Source organism: Pseudorhizobium tarimense (genome assembly GCF_022968135.1).
GTDB lineage: Bacteria > Pseudomonadota > Alphaproteobacteria > Rhizobiales > Rhizobiaceae > Neorhizobium > Neorhizobium tarimense.
On the sequence record NZ_JALJRA010000017.1, the window covers coordinates 48985 to 66203 of the forward strand.

Consider the following 17219-nt stretch of genomic DNA (forward strand, 5'->3'; position numbering starts at 1 on the left):
ATTGGACGGCCTCGCCCTCGTGATGCAGCCGGACGTGCTGCTTACGATGTTAATCTCGGCCGCGTTCGGTTTGTTCGTCGGGATGGTGCCCGGCCTCAGTGCAACCATGGCCGTGGCCTTGCTGGTGCCCGTTGCCTTCACGCTTTCACCTGTGGCTGCACTGGCAACGATCATCACCTGCTCGGCAATGGCCATGTTCGCGGGAGACATTCCCGCCGCCTTCCTTCGCATGCCGGGCACGCCTGCCTCTGCCGCCTACACCTATGATATGAACGATCTTGTCCGGGCCGGCCGCACCGGCGACGCACTTGGCATGTCGCTCGTTTCATCCGCTCTCGGCGGCATCCTAGGCGCTATCATCCTGATGTTCGGAGCGCCGCTACTGGCCGACTTCGCCATCAATTTTTCGAGCTACGAGTATTTCTGGTTAGCCCTGCTTGGACTCTCATGCGCGACATTGGTGGCCGGTGATGACGCACTTAAAGGCTGGCTCTCCCTCACAATTGGGCTGTTTCTTTCCGTCGTCGGCCTGGACTTCGTAACCGGTATTCAGCGCTACACCTTTGGCATCACCAACCTGCAAGCGGGGGTTGGCTTCATCTCTGTGATGATCGGGGCCTTTGCGTTATCTGAGCTGTTCAGGAAGGCTACCACATCGCATCAAGCCCACCCGAAACCCCGCCTCGACATCACCGAAAGGCCGCTTCCGAGGCTCAATTCTCTCTGGCAGCAACGCAAGCACATTGTGAGGGGCGGGATCATCGGCACCCTCATTGGAGCGCTGCCGGGTGCAGGCGCGGATATCGCCGCGTGGGTAAGCTACGCCATCTCGAAACGTTTCGCCAAACAGCCAGAGCTCTTTGGGCGTGGCTCTGCTGAAGGTGTCGCAGGGGCTGCTACGGCCAACAACGCGGCGCTCTCAGGCTCCTACGTACCAACGCTCGTATTCGGCATTCCGGGAGATTCAATCACGGCGATTGTCGTCGGAGTGCTCATCCTGAAGGGCATTCAGCCCGGCCCCCTGGTCTTCGTCAATTCGGCGGACATGGTCAACGCGATCTACATCGTATTTCTGCTCGCCAACCTCATACTCGTGCCCCTCGGCATCTTGGCCATCTATCTTGGTCGGACCGTTATCTCGATTCGCGACGCAATCCTTTATCCGGTAATCCTTCTCCTCTGTCTGTACGGTGCCTATGCGGTAAGCAACAACATGTTTGAGCTCTGGATCGTGCTTGGCATCGGGATCCTTGTCTGGATCATGCAGGAGAACAATTATCCCGCCGCTCCGCTCATTTTGGGCCTAGTGCTGGGACAGGTGGTCGAACAAAACTTCATGTCTTCGCTGATAAAGGCGGACGGGAACTTCATCAACTTCTTCAATCGGCCAATTGCCGGCGTGCTCGGTATCCTCACCCTCGTCGTGTGGTTCTACCCGATTGTGACCGGCGTCGTAAAAAAAATGCGCAGCAACGAACCCATCAATGATGAGACCTGAGAAAGGCAGAACATGTACAAGTTTATGAAGGGCTCGACCCACGAACTCGCTTCTATGGAGATCGCGATCAAAGCGATCCCTGATGATCCTAGGGTCTGGGTTCCTCAGGCACCGGATGTCTACTTCAGACCAATGTTTCTCAACACGCTGACAGGCCAGTGGTGCAACCTCTTGAAGGTAACGCGCTCAGGCATTCTGTCGCGCCACGTGCATCCCGCACCGGTGTTCGGCATGGTGATGAAGGGCAAGTGGCACTACTTTGAACACGACTGGGTGGCCGAAGAAGGTTCATTCGTGTTCGAACCGCCGGGAGAGATTCACACGCTTAACGTGCCCGAAGACTGCGACGAGATGATCACCTTCTTCAACATCTCCGGTTGCATGGTTTACCTTGACAAGGAAGATCGCCAGATCGGTTATGAGGACGTCTTCACAAAGATCGATATGTGCCGCGCCCACTATGACAACGTTGGACTCGGAGCAGACTATGTCGACCAGTTCATCCGCTGACACCGCGGCATGGGCGCGCGAGTGGCTCGAAGGGTGTGGCGTCCTTGTGACCGGCGGGACCGGCGGAATCGGTGGCGCGATCGCCGAATGCTTCCGTGATGCCGGCGCCAAGGTCGTCGCGACAGGCGCAACGGATGCGGAATGCGAGACTGCCCGCGCCAGTGACCTTCAGCGCTCGATCGACTACCAGGTCCTCGACGTGCGTTCGAACGCGGCAGTCAGGGATCTGGTCAATGGTCTCAACGAGGTTCACGTCGTGGTCAATTGCGCTGGCATTATCCGCCGTGGCCACGAGCGTGACCCAGATGTCTTCGATGCGGTTGTCGACATCAATCTCAACGGCACGATGCGCGTGTGTGAGGCCGCGGTGGACCACCTCTCCGCGACCGGCGGATGCATTATCAACATCGCGTCCATGCTGAGCTTCTTCGGCGGCGGACTGGTGCCAGGGTATTCTGCCTCCAAGGGAGGTATCGCTCAGTTGACGAAGTCACTGGCGATCGCCTATGCGCCGAAGAACGTGCGCGTTAACGCAATCGCACCCGGCTGGATTGCCACGCCATTGACGAGAGCTTTGCAGGAGGATCCCGCCCGTGCCGGCCCCATCCTCGCGCGCACGCCGATGGGACGATGGGGTAAGCCCGAGGACCTGCGTGGAATTGCCCTCTTCCTAGCAAGTCCTCATGCGGCCTTTATGACGGGAACAGTCATTCCGGTGGACGGCGGTTATGCCGTCTGCTGATCAACCGTCCGGCTGAGGCCGCAATCCACCCCCCTGTAAGAGTGACATCATGCGTGCAGTTGTCTACCGCGGCCCAAAGGAACTCACTGTCGAGGAACTACCTACTCCGCGGGGGGCAGGAGCTCTCGTCGAGGTTGAGGCGTGCGGCATCTGCGGCACAGATCTCACCATCTTCGCCGGCAAGCATCCGCGGGCGCAGCCAGAGCTTGTCCTGGGCCATGAATTCGTGGGCAGGCTTGCCGAGCCAGTGCCTGAGCGTGGACTTGCCGTCGGTGCGAGGGTGGTATGCTACCCGCTCATCTCCTGCGGGGAATGCGATCCTTGCAAGAACGGCATGGAACATGTGTGCGACACGCTGCGTCTGATAGGAATCGACAGCCCCGGCGGAATGGCCGGTCGAGTGAGAATCCGACCCGACGCGCTCTATTCAGTAAGTCAGGAAACGCCTTCTGTCGTCGCGGCACAAGCGGAGCCTCTTGCCGTTTGCGTGCATGCAGCGAACGTTGCCGACATCACGGGCCACGAAAGCGTCGCTATCATCGGCGCTGGACCGATTGGCGTCACACTTGCGATCGCTCTGCGCCAGCGAGGCGTCCAAAACATCCTGCTTTCCGACACAAGCTTGAAGCGAGTCGAGGTCGCCCGTGAACTCGGGTTTCAGGCCGTGGAAGCCGGAAGTGATCTGTCCGCCCCGGCCGATGCTGCTGAGCGCGTCGGCTTCGACGTCGTATTTGAATGCGCCGGGGCAGGACCTGCTGTTGGGCAGGCAATCGCACATACCCGCACCGGCGGAAAGATCGTGATGGTTTCCATTCACAAGTCGCCACAGCCGGTGGACCTGCAGGCGCTTTCCTTTAGGGAACTTCGTATTCTTGGAACGCGTGTCTACACCCGCGACGAGTTCCAGCAGGCCATCGATCTCCTGCCTTCGCTGGAGGCAGACCTTACCAGTTTGGTGTCCCGTGTGATCGACATGGAGGAGGCACCGGCCACTTTCGACCAGCTATGCGCAGGAGCTGCCGATCTCAAAGTCATCGTCAGGAACAGTTGCGGTAGCGACGCCTCGGCTGAATTCGGTTGAAGCCCTGACACGCTCATCCCGGCAATGCCCGGCGACGCCAGGGCATTATCCACCATCGTCGCACCGCCCCAAGGGACAAGCGCAAATTGTCATTCAGGAGAACTTCATGCTCAAAATCTTCAACGAGTTTCAGCGCCGGCCAGACTTACTGGCGCGGTTTGACGACGTAATCAGCTGCTATTCCGCCTCCGCGGTGTTCGCCGACGTGCAGTACCGGACAGGCGTGATGGACAGTGGCATCAAGCCCGCGTTCCGGGCCAAGGTTTGCGGACAGGCGATCACCGTGCAACTTTCAAAAGGCGACCTTGTCGACCCCCTCAAGGCCCTGGAGATGGGCCAGAGCGGCGACATTATTGTCGTTGATGCCGGCGGAGACACCGACACATCTGTCTGCGGTGGCCTAATGGGTGGGCTTGCGAAGAACCGTGGCATTCGCGCAATGATCGTGGATGGAGCAGGCCGCGACACGGATGAGCTGGAAGATATCAACTGGCCGATCTGGACACGTGCGATTACCCCGCGCGGCACACACACCATGTTTTCGCAGCGGAAGGACGAGCTTTCGATCAATGTGCCAATTGCTTGCGGCGGTGTGGCGGTTAATCCCGGCGACTTCATCGTGGCGGATCTGATGGGCGTCGTCGTTATTCCGCTGGCGAGGGCCCAAGAGGTCGTCGAACTCGCAGCCGAACAGGCGGACCGGGAGGCGAAGACGCGTACCTGGGTTCAGCAGGGCAAGACGGTTGAAGACCTACTGAACGAATTCGGTCGAATATAATAAATGAAGGCTGGACGTACATGCGTGCACCAAAGGCGTCGTTGCCAACTGCAATGATATAACCCGTTTTAGCACCCTGGCGTGCTACGGCAATGATCGCGTTAGATGCTATCCGGCCATAGCCAACCAGCCCATGGTGCCACCACGCAGACGGTAGATGGGTTGAGAGCGCGCGACATTCCATCGCCCCTTGCGGACATCCTTGTCGCGGCTAACTATCCTGCGCGCTACCGTGAAGAGCAGAGCGAGTGCGCGGGTCGCAACCTCCTCGACCCCATAATCAGGAACGTTTGCGACGTAGATGCCGCGCCGCGCCGCTTCATCACGATCGATGTTATCAACGCCGACGTCGTAGCGGACAATTGTCCGACACGCAGGCATTGCAGCCAGCGCAACCGCATCTACAGGACTCTCCCTCACCATCACAGCGTCAGCGCCGATGACGGCGCGCCGAACCTCTTCGACGCGCCCGTGGCAGGATCTCTCCACGACGTGAGCACCGAAGGAAGCCAGAGCGGCCTGCTCTATCTCGACTCCCCCGTATCCTTCATCCAGGACGACGACGAGAGGGCTATCTCGGTGCATCGCGTTCATCTTTTCCGCCTCCCCTTACTGACTGCCAGCCGCTTCGGCTTCAGCTTGCAGGAGCTTTTCCACCCGCTCAGCACCCACCGCCTCTTCCAGGTGCTTGCGCACTGCCGGCTGAGCGAGTTCGCGGAAAGCAGCAATCTCTTCCTCCGTCGGCACGTAGACCTCCATACCGACGTCAGTCAGCGTCTTCTCGGCAGCGAGGTCGGTTGCCCGGGTCATGTCGCGGTGGATTGTGCGAGCTTCCACGACGCAAGTTTCGACCGCCTGCTTCTCGGTGTCGCTAAGGCCCTGATAGAAAGCGTCACTCATCAGATAGGCATGCAGGCTGTAGACGTGCCCGTCCAACGTCACATACTTCTGGCTCTGGTACAGGCTCGCGGCCATGATGTTGGTGACACCATTCTCCTGTCCATCGACCGTGCCCTGTGCCAGCGCCGCAGGCAGTTCAGCCCAGTCGATAGCCGAGGGGCTCGCGCCGAGGCTTTCCATCAGGGAGATGAAAACTGGCGCCGGCTGCACGCGCATCTTCAGACCCTGCATGTCCGCCGGTGTCTTGATCGGGTGCTTCGAATTGGTGAAGTGCCGGATGCCGTTGTCAGCATAGGCCAGGAGACGGATACCGGTTTCCTTCAGCATCTCATCAGCAAATTCCTTCCCAAATTCGCCATCAAGAACTTTGTAAGCCGTCTCATGGTTCGGGAAGAGATACGGTAATGCGAATACGTCGAACGGCTGGTAGACGCTGGAAATGCCACCATCGTGAACGACGGCGAGTTCAAGTGTGCCGAACTTCAATCCTTCAAGAGCCGTCGTCGCATTCCCAAGCTGACCAGCGGGAAAGATCTGCACATCGATCGAACCGCTTGTCGCCTTCTCCACACATGCTTCGAAGGCAAGTGCGGCCGCGTGCTTTGGCTGGTCCTCTCGGCCCGGCTGGTAGTGTGTGTATTTGAGAACCTTGGCCTGCTGCCCAACGGCGGAACCGGCCAAAAGTGTCAACGCTGTGGTTGCGATCAGTATTTTTTTGAACATCTCTCTTTACCTCCTGATTGAGAGTTTTGCCTTCACCGGCTGTAGCCAAACAGATTGGGCAGCCAAGTCGTGAATGCGGGGAAGAAAACAATCAGCGCGAACACCAAAAGTTCTGCCATCAGCATCGGAATGATTGCACGAGCCAGCGTGAAAATCGGTATCTTTGCGACAACCGTCACGACGAACAGAACAGCGCCAACCGGTGGCGTGATCATCCCAATCGTCAGGTTGAGGATCACCACCATCGCAAAGTGCAGCGGGTCGATGCCGGCGTTCTGAGCTAACGGCGCTAGTATCGGTACGAGAATGATCACCGCTGGCAGCGTATCGAGGAAAAGTCCGCAGATGAGCAGGAAAAGCGATACCACGATCAGCAGTATGGTCGGCGACAGACCCCAACTGGCGATCGCCTGGCTGATCCCCTGAGGGATCTGCAGAACTGTCAGCATGTACGCGAAGATCGTCGCCATGGAAACGACGAGCAATACCGCGGAGGTCATGATTGCAGTCGACACGAGAATGCGTGGGATCTGGCGGATCGAGAGCGTCCCGATGACAAACCTACCCACGAGAAATGCGTAAACAGCTGCAACGGCGGAGGCCTCTGTGGGCGTAAAGATGCCGCCATGGATTCCGCCTAGAATGATTGCCGGCATCACGAGCGCCGGGAAAACCTTCCAGGAATCCTTCAGGAACTGCGCCCAGGCGGGGCGCGCCATCGGGAACGTATAGTCATTGCGTCTGCTCAGCCACCAGTTTACCGCCAGCAATGACATACCCAGCATCAAACCGGGCACGATGCCTGCCAGAAAGAGTCCGATCACACTGACACTGTTGTCTGTCAGGGCATATATAATCATGATGATCGAAGGTGGGATGATTGGCGCAATGATCGCACTGGAGGCTGTTAACGCCGCCGCATAGGGTGCGGGATAACCGGCTTGTCGCATCATCCGAATGATGACGGATCCAGGCCCAGCCGCATCGGCCAAAGCAGAGCCACTAATTCCGGCCATGAAGATCGCCATTATGACATTTGCGTAGCCGAGGCCACCCCGGACATTGCCAATCAACTGGCAGGCGAAACGAACGAGCAGATCGGTGATCCGCCCACCTGTCATTAACTCCGCGGCGAGAATGAAGAAGGGGACGGCCATCAGTGGAAAGCTGTCGATCCCAGTGAAGAGTCTCTGCGGCACCAGCATCGGAGAGTATGTCCCACCCCAAAGAAGGGCTGCAAGTCCGGCACCGCCCATTGCGATCGAGACTGGGATGCCTATCACGAGTGCGACGACAAAGACGCAGATCAGAACGAAGGTCATACGCCTAGCCTCTCTGCAGTCGGCTCATTGACTGGCTGTTCATCCGCACCAGGAAGATGTGGGATACGGTCGACGTAGGGTCTGAATCCGAAAAGGAGATGGATGGCGGCGAGGAGGCAGCCAATTGGCACCCCGAGGTAGATGATTCCCAGCGGGATCCCAAGCACGGGCGACGTCTGTGGCATGGCGAACTGGGCATAGGCGAGGCCGTACCAAGCAACGCTCAGAAGGAAGAGTAGTATCATGGCACCGAGAATAAGGCGTACTCTGACAACGACAGTTGGGGGAAGCATGTCTTGAACCACTTCCACCGCAACATGGGCGCCAGCACGCAGAGCAAGACCAGCACCAAGGTATGCAACCCAGATCATCATGTAGCGCGTCGACTCTTCCACCCACGGCAGAGAGATTCCGACGAAGTAACGCATCACCACGTTCGCGAAAACAAGGATGGTCATCACCAGCATGAGCAAACCGATGACGATCTTGTTTGCCCACACAAAATAGAAATCAGCTTTCTGCAGCATTTGTTCCTCCCCCCGGGATGCCGCGCCTGGCCGCATCCGGGTAGCCTGCTTAGTTCAGGTAAGGTTCCGCTTTGGGTCCCACTTCAGCACCCCATTCAGTTGCAGGGCCGTCAAGTAGACGTTGCCGTCCTCGTCCGCTGTCAGGCCATCGGTGTTGGAAGGGAGAACGGTCTCAACCCGGACTGCCGACTGCAATTCTGCCTCCGAAACCGTTTCGTCCTGGAGAAGCGCCGTCGGAAGTGAGTAGAGCTTCTTGCCGGCCAGATTTGTCCAGTAAAGAGTCTGTTTGTCGCCAGATAGGCCCACTCCGTCCGCACCGGCGCGCATCCGTCCATTCTTCAGGACCGGCCTGCCATTGATCGTGAAGCTGAAGTGGGGCTCGTCATTGGTGAAGGTTGTGGCATTCAAGACGCGCCGGGCACTGTTGGTGCTCTTGTTGTGAACGATTAGGCCACCGCACAACGGGTCGCTGAAGATGCCGCTATCCGTGATGTAGGCAAAGCCTGCATCATTATCGACAACAACGTCGTTCAAGAAGGAGCACGTCTTGTTCGAAACATCTGGTGCGAATGCCAGGCGCTGAAGCTCCCGGCCGCTGTTGACATCCCAGTGCGCGAGCTTTTTGTCCTGGTCTCCGGAAGGCGCGCCAGCGACGTGGCCCTGATCAAGGATCCACATCACGTCATTCTCATCGATCTCGGAACCGACTACGGCCTTCAACCGGTCAGGATTGTTGATTTCATTGAGCGCTTCAGAAGGAAATGCCTGTAGTTCGTAGCCATCGCCTGTTTTGACGAGCTTCGACACTGTCGCGAGGATTTCAGCACCACCGCAACGCGCTGTGGTTACGTACATATTGCCGGCAGAGTCGAATTTCAGACCCTGCACCAGTGCCTTCCCTTTGAGCTTGCTCGCGTCCCACCGGCCAGCGATAGGCTTGTCCTCAACCGCATAGCTCAAGCTGTTCATCCGCGCGACGGGCGCTTCTGTTTCACCTTCTGCCGCGGCGCCAGATGAAAGCATCATCGTGACGCACAAAGCAGCGGTCCCCACCTTCAGAATTATCATGTATCCCTCCCTCCCAAAGGCGCCTAGGAAATCAGCCTCCGAACTGCTACCTTAATACGATTGAGACATCCACAGACACCACCTATTCAGAGCTCTAAGGATGCCGGCTGGCGGCCATGTATCGAAAGGAATTCTCACTCCACGTTGGGCTCGACCGCAGGGCTGGGCTCGATGGAACGAATTTTCCGAAGACTGGTCCAAACAACAGCCGCCAGAAAGAGACCGACCATCGTCAGGTTCACCGGACCTGAAAAAAGGTGAAGCAGGTCTCCATCGTTCAGCAGCATTGAACGCCGGAAGTTTTCCTCCAGCATCGGCCCTAGGACAAAACCCATGAGCACGGGGGCCACCTCGAACTCGAGCAGGCGCAAGACGTAGCCACCGAACCCGAACAGAACCAGCAGCCACATGTCAAACAGGCTGTACTGTAACGTGTAGATTCCGATGCACACGAAACAGGTGATGGCCGGAAACAGCAGTGTGTAGGGGATCTTGAGCAGCCTTACCCAGACGCCGATCAATGGAATGTTGAGCAGCAGAAGGAACAAATTACCGATCCAGAAGCTCGCGACGATTGCCCAGAACATCTCGAGATTCTCTCGCATGAACTGGGGACCTGGAACGATCCCGTGCATCATCATCGCTCCTAGGATGATCGCAGTCGTGGTGGTACCTGGTATCCCGAGTGCGAAAGTCGGAATGAACGCAGTCTGCGCCGCCGCGTTGTTTGCGGCTTCAGGAGCCGCGACTCCTTCGACGACCCCGGTTCCGAAAAGCTTGGCTCGCGGCGATAGCTTTTTCTCGACTGCGTAGCTAAGGAAGGAAGCAAGCGCCAGGCCGGCCCCAGGGAGCGGACCGACAATGCTGCCTATTGCTGTTCCCCGAAGCGTGGGGACCACTGATCGCACGGCATCGTCTCGCGTCGGCAGCAAGGACCGCATCGTGATGCGGTCGCGGATATGCGGGGCTGTATGTTCGGTGATGGACCAGATGATCTCTGCCACACCAAATAAACCCATGGCGAGGATGATGACACTGATGCCGTCGAGGAGATCGATATAGCCCATCGTGAAGCGACCCAAACCTGTCTGGATGTCCGCACCGACGAGACCAAGCAGGATACCGATCGCCAGCATGGCCAGGCCCTTCAGCGCGCTGCCGCGCGTGATCGTTGCCGCAAGCAACAGACCCAATAGGATCGCGACGAAGTATTCGCGGCTCTGGAACTTCATTGCGAAGGCGAGGAAAAGGGGCGTTGCCCCCATGAGGAGCAAAACACCCAGAGTGCCGCCCACAAAAGAGGCCGCCGTGGTAATGAACAGGGCAACACCCGCCCTCCCCTGCTGCGCCATTGGATAGCCATCGAGGCAGGTGACTGCATTGGAGGGCGTGCCCGGCAGATTAAGCAGGATGGAGGCCGTCGACCCGCCATATTCCGCCCCGTAATAGACGCCAGCCAGCATGATGATCGCCGCCGTTGGGTCAAGGTAGAAGGTGATCGGCAAGAGCATGGTGATCGCGGCCAGCGAACCAATGCCTGGCAGGACCCCGACCGCATTTCCGACCAGCACCCCAAAGAAACAGTAGAAGAGGTTTGAAAAGGTGAACGCCGCCAACACGCCGTCAATGATAGGGCCGGTCATAGCGGGATCCTTGCAGCAGGGATGGTCATTCCAAGCCCGACGCTAAAGACGAGCCACCCGAAAACCGCCATGAACATGGCCAGCCACACTGTTCGCTTCGAGACTCCCTGGCGAGATCCGAAAGCTGCGATAAGAGTGACGACGAAGAGCGTCGGCATCATACCGAAGGATTTGATCATGAGCGTGAACGAGATGACTGCTGCAAGCACCGCAGCCGGCGCGCGATAGGATGCCTTGATCCTCGAAGGAACCCTATTCCGCAGCGAAAGGCCGCAGAGGACAAGGCCGATCATGACCGAGACGACTGCCACAGCTGCTGGAAAGGCTCCGGGGCCTGTCAGACCGGGATCGTCGGCGAGAAGCTGTCCGGCTTCCAGCGCAAAGGGCAGGCTGATGCCGATGACAATGAGGCCTCCCAAGAGGTTCGGCTTGTTTATTGGTCTCATTCTCTCCTCCTCGGCGCCTCGCCAGCCACTACCCCTGCCGGTCAGCGTAGCCTCCCTCGACAAGCACATCGATGAAGACACGCCCGCCGGCCTTGACCCGTCCAATGGCCTTTGGAAGAAGCTCGATGAGCGCCCGCTCGTCCGTTACGGGCCCGTATGCATCGAAGCCCTGTGCACGCGCTATCGCTGCGTTGTCCACGGCGGGATCGATCCGCTGTCCAATCCACTTGTTCTCCACTGGCCGGTCCCGTTCGATAGCAACCCGCTCCTGGTGAACCTCGTCGTTGAAGTAGGAACGGTTGTTGGCAACGATGAATAGGACCGGAACATCCATGTGCGCGGCCGTCCAGAGCGCCTGCATACCGATGGCGAAGTCGCCGTCTCCTATGATTCCGACCACCATCCGGGCGTGATCTTTCAGAGCGAGCGCCGCTCCGACCGTGTGACCGGGACCGCTGCCCACGGTTCCGCCAGCGTCCTTCCCAAGAAAGGAAAGCGGATGATCGAAGTCACAAGCCAGCGGGGACCACCCGAAGGGCAGCCTCGCGAACGTAGAGGGAATCCCCTTCAAGGCAGATGTCACGATGAAAGAGAGATCCGCCACCCGCATGGGCCTATCTCCGAGTGGCTGCTGGCGACGTGACGCGGCCGCCACACCCCAATGGGGCCCCTCCGACCGCCTGTCGGGCACAGCATCCGTGCCAATCGCCGCGAGCAACTGGCTTACAACCTCATCCGGGTCGGCAAGCACGGGTATGTCGACCGCTGCCAGGGCCTGATGATCGGTCGACCAGCCATTCGCGAGATAGCCATCCAGGGATACGTTCGCGATGCGCGCTCGGATCGGGGCTTGTGTTTGGCTGCCTCCGCTCCTTGCCGAGAGAAAGCCCGCAAGATCGTGCCAGTCGAAACTAATCACGAGGTCCGCCCTTGCGAGCAATTGGCACTCCGCCTCCGTCGGGCGTTCACCCACCGGCGGCAGAATGTGAGAGGGGTGCATGGTTGGGAACACTGCTGCCGCGTGCAGGCCGGACAAGACTGTTGCACCGGTCCTTTCCGCAAGCGCCACACGTGCTCCCCAGGCGTGAAGGCTGCGGCTGCCTCGGCCGAACAGGAAAACCGGATTGCTGGCACGACCGAGCGCGGCAATCAACGCGTCAATGGTCTTCGGCGTGGCTCCCGGCGGCTCTGCCGGCTTGAAGCGTTCGACGGGAGGTATAACAACTGGCTGAGTAAGCTCCGTTTCCTGAAGCGTTCCGTCGAGGCAGAGATAGACAGGCCCCCTCGGCTCGCTTCGCGTGATCTGATCCGCGCGAAGCAAGGATTCCACCGCAGCTTCAGCCGACGCCGGAAGGTCGTCCCATTTTACGAAGTTGCGGACGAGCGCCCCCTGATCTCGCGCCGTGTGGACCCAATCTATCCACGGACGGCGCCGATGCGCATCCACCGGCCCGGTGCCGCCGATCACCATCATCGGCTGGCGGTCGCACCACGCATCAAAAATACCCATGGCTCCATTCAGGAGGCCGACATTGGCATGCAGGGCAACGGCCATGGGGCGACCGGCGGCACGAGCATAACCTTGTGCTATGAAGACGCTCTGAACCTCGTGGAGGCACATCACGAGCGTAGGCCCCCGGTTGCCCAGGTGATTGACGATGCTGTCCTGAAGACCCCGAAAACTTGAGCCGGGAACGAGGGCCAGATAGTCGTAGCCAAGGGCGCGCAATCCGTCAGCAATGACGTCGCTCCCCCATCTCTTCTCGAAGGATACGCATTGGCCGGCGGCTTGCTTGGATACAGGGTTTGTCATTCATTCTTTCCATCGAGGCTGAGCTACCGGTGCTACAGCCTGAGGATTAGACAGGCCTGGATCAGAAACAAGCGAGCTGATGGAAAACTAATAGCCAAGACAGCATGATGGATTGCCGGCGCCTGCCTTGCGTCCATTGTTATCGGGCAGCACCCAAATCGAATTTGCCCGCTTTACCGTTCGCTCCTTACCGTCGACGTGACTGATCGGCCCGCCTGGGCGATGCCAGACTGCGAAAGGACTAAAAGTGAGTATCCAGGGCCTGGACTTTGACCTCCACAAAGCACGCAACCTTATCGATGGCGAACTGGTGGACGCCATCGATGGCGCACGATACGACTCGATCAATCCCGCCGACGGCTCCGTCCTCGGATCGGTTCCCAGAGGGAAGGCTGCGGACGTGGATCGCGCTGCCGCGGCAGCTGAGCGCGCGCAGCCGGGCTGGGCCGGGCTGACCGTACCGGAACGAGCCGCCTATATGCGACGGCTGTCGGCGGCACTGCGTAACCATGCCGACTCTATGCTGGATATCGAGGTTCGCGACACCGGCAACACGATAGGTGAGATGCGCCACGACATCGCGAATGCAGCCAATCAACTCGAATACTATGCCGGTCTTGGCTACGAGCTGAAGGGCGACACCATCCCGGCGACGCCGGGCAATATCCACATGACCGTTCGGGTGCCCTATGGAGTCGTGGGCAAGATCGTTCCCTTCAATCACCCGCTGATGTTCGCCGCAGCAAAAATCGCAGCTCCCCTTGCTGCCGGTAATACCGTGGTTGTGAAGCCTGCGGAACAAAGTCCTCTTTCAGCCTGCTATCTGGCCGAACTCTGTGCGGCGATCTTTCCACCAGGGGTGGTCAATATCGTGACGGGATTCGGCAGCGAGGCCGGCGATGCGATCGTGCGCCATCCCCGCATCAAACGGATTGGCTTCATCGGCTCGGTCGAGACGGGAATGCTTATCCAGCGCCGGGCCGCAGAAGTGGCCATCAAGCAGGTTTCCCTCGAACTCGGCGGCAAGAACCCGATGATGGTGTTCCCGGATGCCGACCTCGATAAGGCAGCGGCGGCAGCGGTGCGCGGCATGAACTTCGGCTGGCAGGGCCAATCCTGCGGCTCAACGAGCAGGCTCTTCCTTCACGCGGATATTCACGACAAGGTTCTTGCTGATGTCGTCTCTCGAATTCAGGCCCGAAAGATCGGCGATCCGCGCGACCCAACCTCCGAAGTGGGCCCGATCAACAACAAGGCCCAGTACGAGAAGGTCCAGCGCTTCGTCCGCGTGACGCTCGAAGAGGGGGGCAAGCTCGAGACCGGAGGCCGACGGCCCGATCAGTCAGATCTGCCTCAAAGCGGCTATTGGTGGGAGCCGACCGTGTTCTCGAACATGCGCCCGGAGATGACCCTTGCGCAGAAGGAGGTGTTCGGCCCTATCCTGGCTATCTTCAAGTGGACTGACCTCGACGAAACCATCCGGATCGCCAATTCGCTCGAATATGGCCTGACTGCTTCTGTCTGGAGCCAGAACATCAACACCGCACTCACGACGGCCAGACGCATCGATTCGGGATGCATCTGGGTCAACGGTGTTGGCACTCATTTCCCTGCAGTTCCCTTCGGCGGACGCCGCAACTCGGGCACGGGCAGCGAGGAATCCTTTGCCGATCTTTTGAGCTATACGGAAGAAAAGGCGATCAACATCCTGCTCGGTTGAGACGTCACCCGGGGAAGCTGCCAATATTGCTAGGCGCGTGGCGATTATCAAAGTAGACTTGCGTCAGGCAGCATTTTGGGAGGAATGGCTTGTCGGTCCCAACCTTACCTAACCTCAGGCACCTGCGCGCCCTGAGCCTGACCGCACGCCACAGCAGCGTCAATCGCGCTGCCGCGGAAATCTGCCTTTCTCAACCGGCTGTCACGCAGGCGATCACGAAGCTTGAGGCAGAGCTCGGAACGTTCCTTTTCGAGCGAACAAGCAGCGGGATGTTTGTCTCCGACTTCGGCACGATCATCATCAATCGCGTTGACAGGGCCTTAGAAATCCTGGGGAAAGCCATCGTAGCGGCGTCCGGGGGAAGCCCGGATAGCCCGCCGCGCGATCCGTTGCGGCATATCACCACCGCACAGTTGCGGGCGCTGATGGCTTTCAAGGACTGCGGCAGCTTTGAATCCGCTGCGAATGCACTGAGCATTTCTCTTCTCTCCATGCAGCGGACTGTGGCCGCGCTAGAAAGAGTCGTTGGTGCAAAGCTCTTGCTGCGCTCGGGAAGGGTCCTTCTTCCCTCGGCTGCAGGCGAGATACTCGCCCGTGGCGCGAAGCTTGCTGCTCGCGAGATCGAGGTGGGAACTGAAGAACTCGAAAATCTGCGCGGGTACAAGACCGGTCGGATTGTCATAGGCTCGATGCCGCTGGCACGGGTCGATCTCGTGCCGCATGCCGTCACTAGCCTACTACGCTCCTTCCCGGATATCAGCGTCAGGATTACAGAGGGTCCATATGCGTCACTGATCGCAGCCTTGCGTAGCGGCGACTCCGACATGGTGGTTGGCGCCTTGCGGAATACGGAGACGTACAAAGACATCGAAGAGCGGCTGCTGTTTGATGATGCCCTGTCCGTGGTCGTCAGAAGCGCGCACCCGCTTTGTCGCTATGAGAGCCTGTCTCTCGCAGACACGATCGGTTACCCGTGGGTGGTCCCGCCGACCGGCACACCGACCCGGGACATTTTTCACAAAGCTTTCCGTTCAAGGGCTCTCATGGAGCCAAAGCGACTGGTGGAGGTCAGCTCCAGCGTCTCGCTGCGCGCCTTCCTCGTAGAAAGTGACCGCATTGCCTTCGTGTCCCGGCGCCAGTTGCACTACGAAGAGCACCAGGGGCTTGTAAAGGTGCTGCCCATCGATCTGCCCGAGGCTCACAGGCCGATTGGCGTAATGTTGAGGCGCGACTGGAAGCCGAGCGCCGCCCAGTCTGATCTTCTCACTCTCCTGAATGCTCCCAAAGGCGCCGCCGATTCGCATTCCCAAGTCATCTCACCCGTGGCCGTCAGAAGAACTCGAACGGGTACCTCCCTGGCACAGGGATGAAGTTGTCCGTCAGGCCGTCGATTGCCGTAACACCCATATGCCAGCGTGCCTCGACTGAGCTTGCCCCAATATGAGGTGTGGAGATCAGGTTTGGAAGCCTGAGGAGGTCATCCTCTGACGTCGGCTCCTCTGCAAAGACATCGAGCGCCGCCGCCGCAATCCAGCCTTCCGACAGGGCGCGGTGAAGAGCCCTTTCATCAATGATTCCGCCTCTTGCAGTATTGATCAGCACGCAGTCCGGGCGAAGGCTTCGCAACCGGCCCAGGTCATAGAGGTTGCGGGTCGTCGGGTTTAGGCCCAGATGGATCGACAACACTTCCGATCGAGCTGCTAATTCTTCCATATCGACCTGTTCGACGCCATGATGGACATAGAAGTCAGACCGATCCTTGTTGTCACAGCCCAGCACACGACATCCAAAAGGCTGCAGCAGGCGGATAAATTCCTGGCCAATCTCGCCTACTCCGTGGACGCCGACGACACGGCCGCTCAACTGACGGCCAAGTCTTGTAAGCGGTCTTTCGCCGTTGCGCATGGATAGGTTGCATTCCATGACATGCCTGAGAGCCGCCATTGCCGTACATAAGGCGAGTTCGGCAACTGCCCTCTTGTTGACACCTGGTGTCCAACCGAGACGCACTCCATGTTTGCGCATGGCGAGTGGATCGATCTGGTCCAGGCCCACCCCGAGCTTTGAAACCACCCTCAGGTCCGGGAGGGCTGAAAGGACGCGATCGTTGATCTTCTCGAAGGAAACAATCGCCGCATCGTGACCACGGAGGTAGGCGATGGTCTCCTCTTCCGACCGATAGTAGATGTCGCCTTCCACATTCACCTTCGCGCCCGGATAGCCTTTCTCCAGGCGAGCAACCAGCCCGGGGTGTTGTGCGAAGGAGACTGCCGGAACCGCCACCCGACTCACGGGAGGCAAGCCTGCAGAGCGATCCTTGATCCGCAATTCTCGCATGAACTCTCCTCCCCCAGATTGGCTGACCGCGGTGGGGCCTCATGGTGGACCAGGTCCTGAACCGAAACCAGATTTGACGCCAGGCAGTCATATACATCTTATCTAACTGAC

16 protein-coding genes are annotated in these 17219 nt (G+C 58.9%); 7 read left to right on the top strand and 9 right to left on the bottom strand.

Translation table 11 applies throughout. The features are described 5' to 3' along the window. Nucleotide 1: 1 nt before the first annotated feature. The 5 genes from MUU54_RS19265 to MUU54_RS19285 all read left to right on the top strand — a co-directional run bounded on the left by MUU54_RS19265 (nt 2) and on the right by MUU54_RS19285 (nt 4609). A complete protein-coding gene (locus MUU54_RS19265) occupies nt 2-1498 on the top strand; it encodes a tripartite tricarboxylate transporter permease (protein ID WP_247245638.1) in 1497 nt (498 codons plus the stop codon). A 12-nt stretch (nt 1499-1510) separates the two neighbouring features. Then, nucleotides 1511-2008 carry a 2,4'-dihydroxyacetophenone dioxygenase family protein gene (locus MUU54_RS19270; RefSeq protein ID WP_247245639.1) on the top strand — a complete coding sequence of 166 codons (498 nt, stop codon included), beginning with the start codon at nt 1511-1513 and terminating at the stop codon, nt 2006-2008. After that, on the top strand, nt 1986-2750 hold the full coding sequence (locus tag MUU54_RS19275; protein WP_247245640.1) for an SDR family NAD(P)-dependent oxidoreductase: 765 nt from the start codon (nt 1986-1988) through the stop codon (nt 2748-2750). The genes MUU54_RS19270 and MUU54_RS19275 overlap by 23 nt, the downstream gene beginning before the upstream one ends. A 49-nt stretch (nt 2751-2799) precedes the next feature. Continuing rightward, nucleotides 2800-3831 carry a zinc-dependent alcohol dehydrogenase gene (locus tag MUU54_RS19280; protein WP_247245641.1) on the top strand — a complete coding sequence of 344 codons (1032 nt, stop codon included), beginning with the start codon at nt 2800-2802 and terminating at the stop codon, nt 3829-3831. A gap of 106 nt (nt 3832-3937) precedes the next feature. Then, entirely contained in the window at nt 3938-4609 is a 672-nt protein-coding gene (locus MUU54_RS19285) for an RraA family protein (RefSeq protein WP_247245642.1), read from the top strand. Between the two features lie 108 nt (nt 4610-4717). Here the strand turns inward: MUU54_RS19285 and MUU54_RS19290 are convergent, their stop codons facing one another. The 8 genes from MUU54_RS19290 to MUU54_RS19325 all read right to left on the bottom strand — a co-directional run bounded on the left by MUU54_RS19290 (nt 4718) and on the right by MUU54_RS19325 (nt 13051). Then, complete coding sequence (locus MUU54_RS19290) at nt 4718-5203, bottom strand: Rossmann-fold NAD(P)-binding domain-containing protein (protein ID WP_247245643.1); 486 nt, start codon at nt 5201-5203, stop codon at nt 4718-4720. A gap of 15 nt (nt 5204-5218) precedes the next feature. Continuing rightward, complete coding sequence (locus MUU54_RS19295) at nt 5219-6232, bottom strand: DctP family TRAP transporter solute-binding subunit (protein ID WP_247245644.1); 1014 nt, start codon at nt 6230-6232, stop codon at nt 5219-5221. 32 nt (nt 6233-6264) lie between these two features. Beyond that, entirely contained in the window at nt 6265-7554 is a 1290-nt protein-coding gene (locus tag MUU54_RS19300) for a TRAP transporter large permease (RefSeq protein ID WP_247245645.1), read from the bottom strand. After that, nucleotides 7551-8081, bottom strand: coding sequence for a TRAP transporter small permease (locus tag MUU54_RS19305; protein ID WP_247245646.1), 531 nt, complete (start codon nt 8079-8081; stop codon nt 7551-7553). Before MUU54_RS19305 ends, MUU54_RS19300 begins: the two co-directional genes overlap by 4 nt. Nucleotides 8082-8135: 54 nt before the next feature. Beyond that, a complete protein-coding gene (locus MUU54_RS19310) occupies nt 8136-9149 on the bottom strand; it encodes an L-dopachrome tautomerase-related protein (protein WP_247245647.1) in 1014 nt (337 codons plus the stop codon). Nucleotides 9150-9283: 134 nt separating this feature from the next. Then, complete coding sequence (locus MUU54_RS19315; protein WP_247245648.1) at nt 9284-10792, bottom strand: tripartite tricarboxylate transporter permease; 1509 nt, start codon at nt 10790-10792, stop codon at nt 9284-9286. Further along, entirely contained in the window at nt 10789-11238 is a 450-nt protein-coding gene (locus tag MUU54_RS19320; protein WP_247245649.1) for a tripartite tricarboxylate transporter TctB family protein, read from the bottom strand. The genes MUU54_RS19315 and MUU54_RS19320 overlap by 4 nt, the downstream gene beginning before the upstream one ends. Before the next feature lie 28 nt (nt 11239-11266). Continuing rightward, nucleotides 11267-13051 (bottom strand): thiamine pyrophosphate-binding protein, encoded by a 1785-nt coding sequence (locus MUU54_RS19325; protein WP_247245650.1) that lies wholly within the window; start codon nt 13049-13051, stop codon nt 11267-11269. Nucleotides 13052-13298: 247 nt separating this feature from the next. Here MUU54_RS19325 and MUU54_RS19330 point away from each other — a divergent pair, with 247 nt between their 5' ends. Both MUU54_RS19330 and MUU54_RS19335 read left to right on the top strand, forming a co-directional pair. Further along, the gene (locus MUU54_RS19330; protein ID WP_247245651.1) at nt 13299-14771 is read left to right on the top strand and encodes an aldehyde dehydrogenase family protein; all 1473 of its coding nucleotides are present in this window, start codon (nt 13299-13301) and stop codon (nt 14769-14771) included. Between the two features lie 89 nt (nt 14772-14860). Further along, the gene (locus MUU54_RS19335) at nt 14861-16141 is read left to right on the top strand and encodes a LysR substrate-binding domain-containing protein (RefSeq protein ID WP_247245652.1); all 1281 of its coding nucleotides are present in this window, start codon (nt 14861-14863) and stop codon (nt 16139-16141) included. Here MUU54_RS19335 and MUU54_RS19340 read toward each other — a convergent pair. Continuing rightward, a complete protein-coding gene (locus MUU54_RS19340; RefSeq protein ID WP_247245653.1) occupies nt 16101-17108 on the bottom strand; it encodes an NAD(P)-dependent oxidoreductase in 1008 nt (335 codons plus the stop codon). The genes MUU54_RS19335 and MUU54_RS19340 overlap by 41 nt on opposite strands. Nucleotides 17109-17219 lie beyond the last annotated feature (111 nt).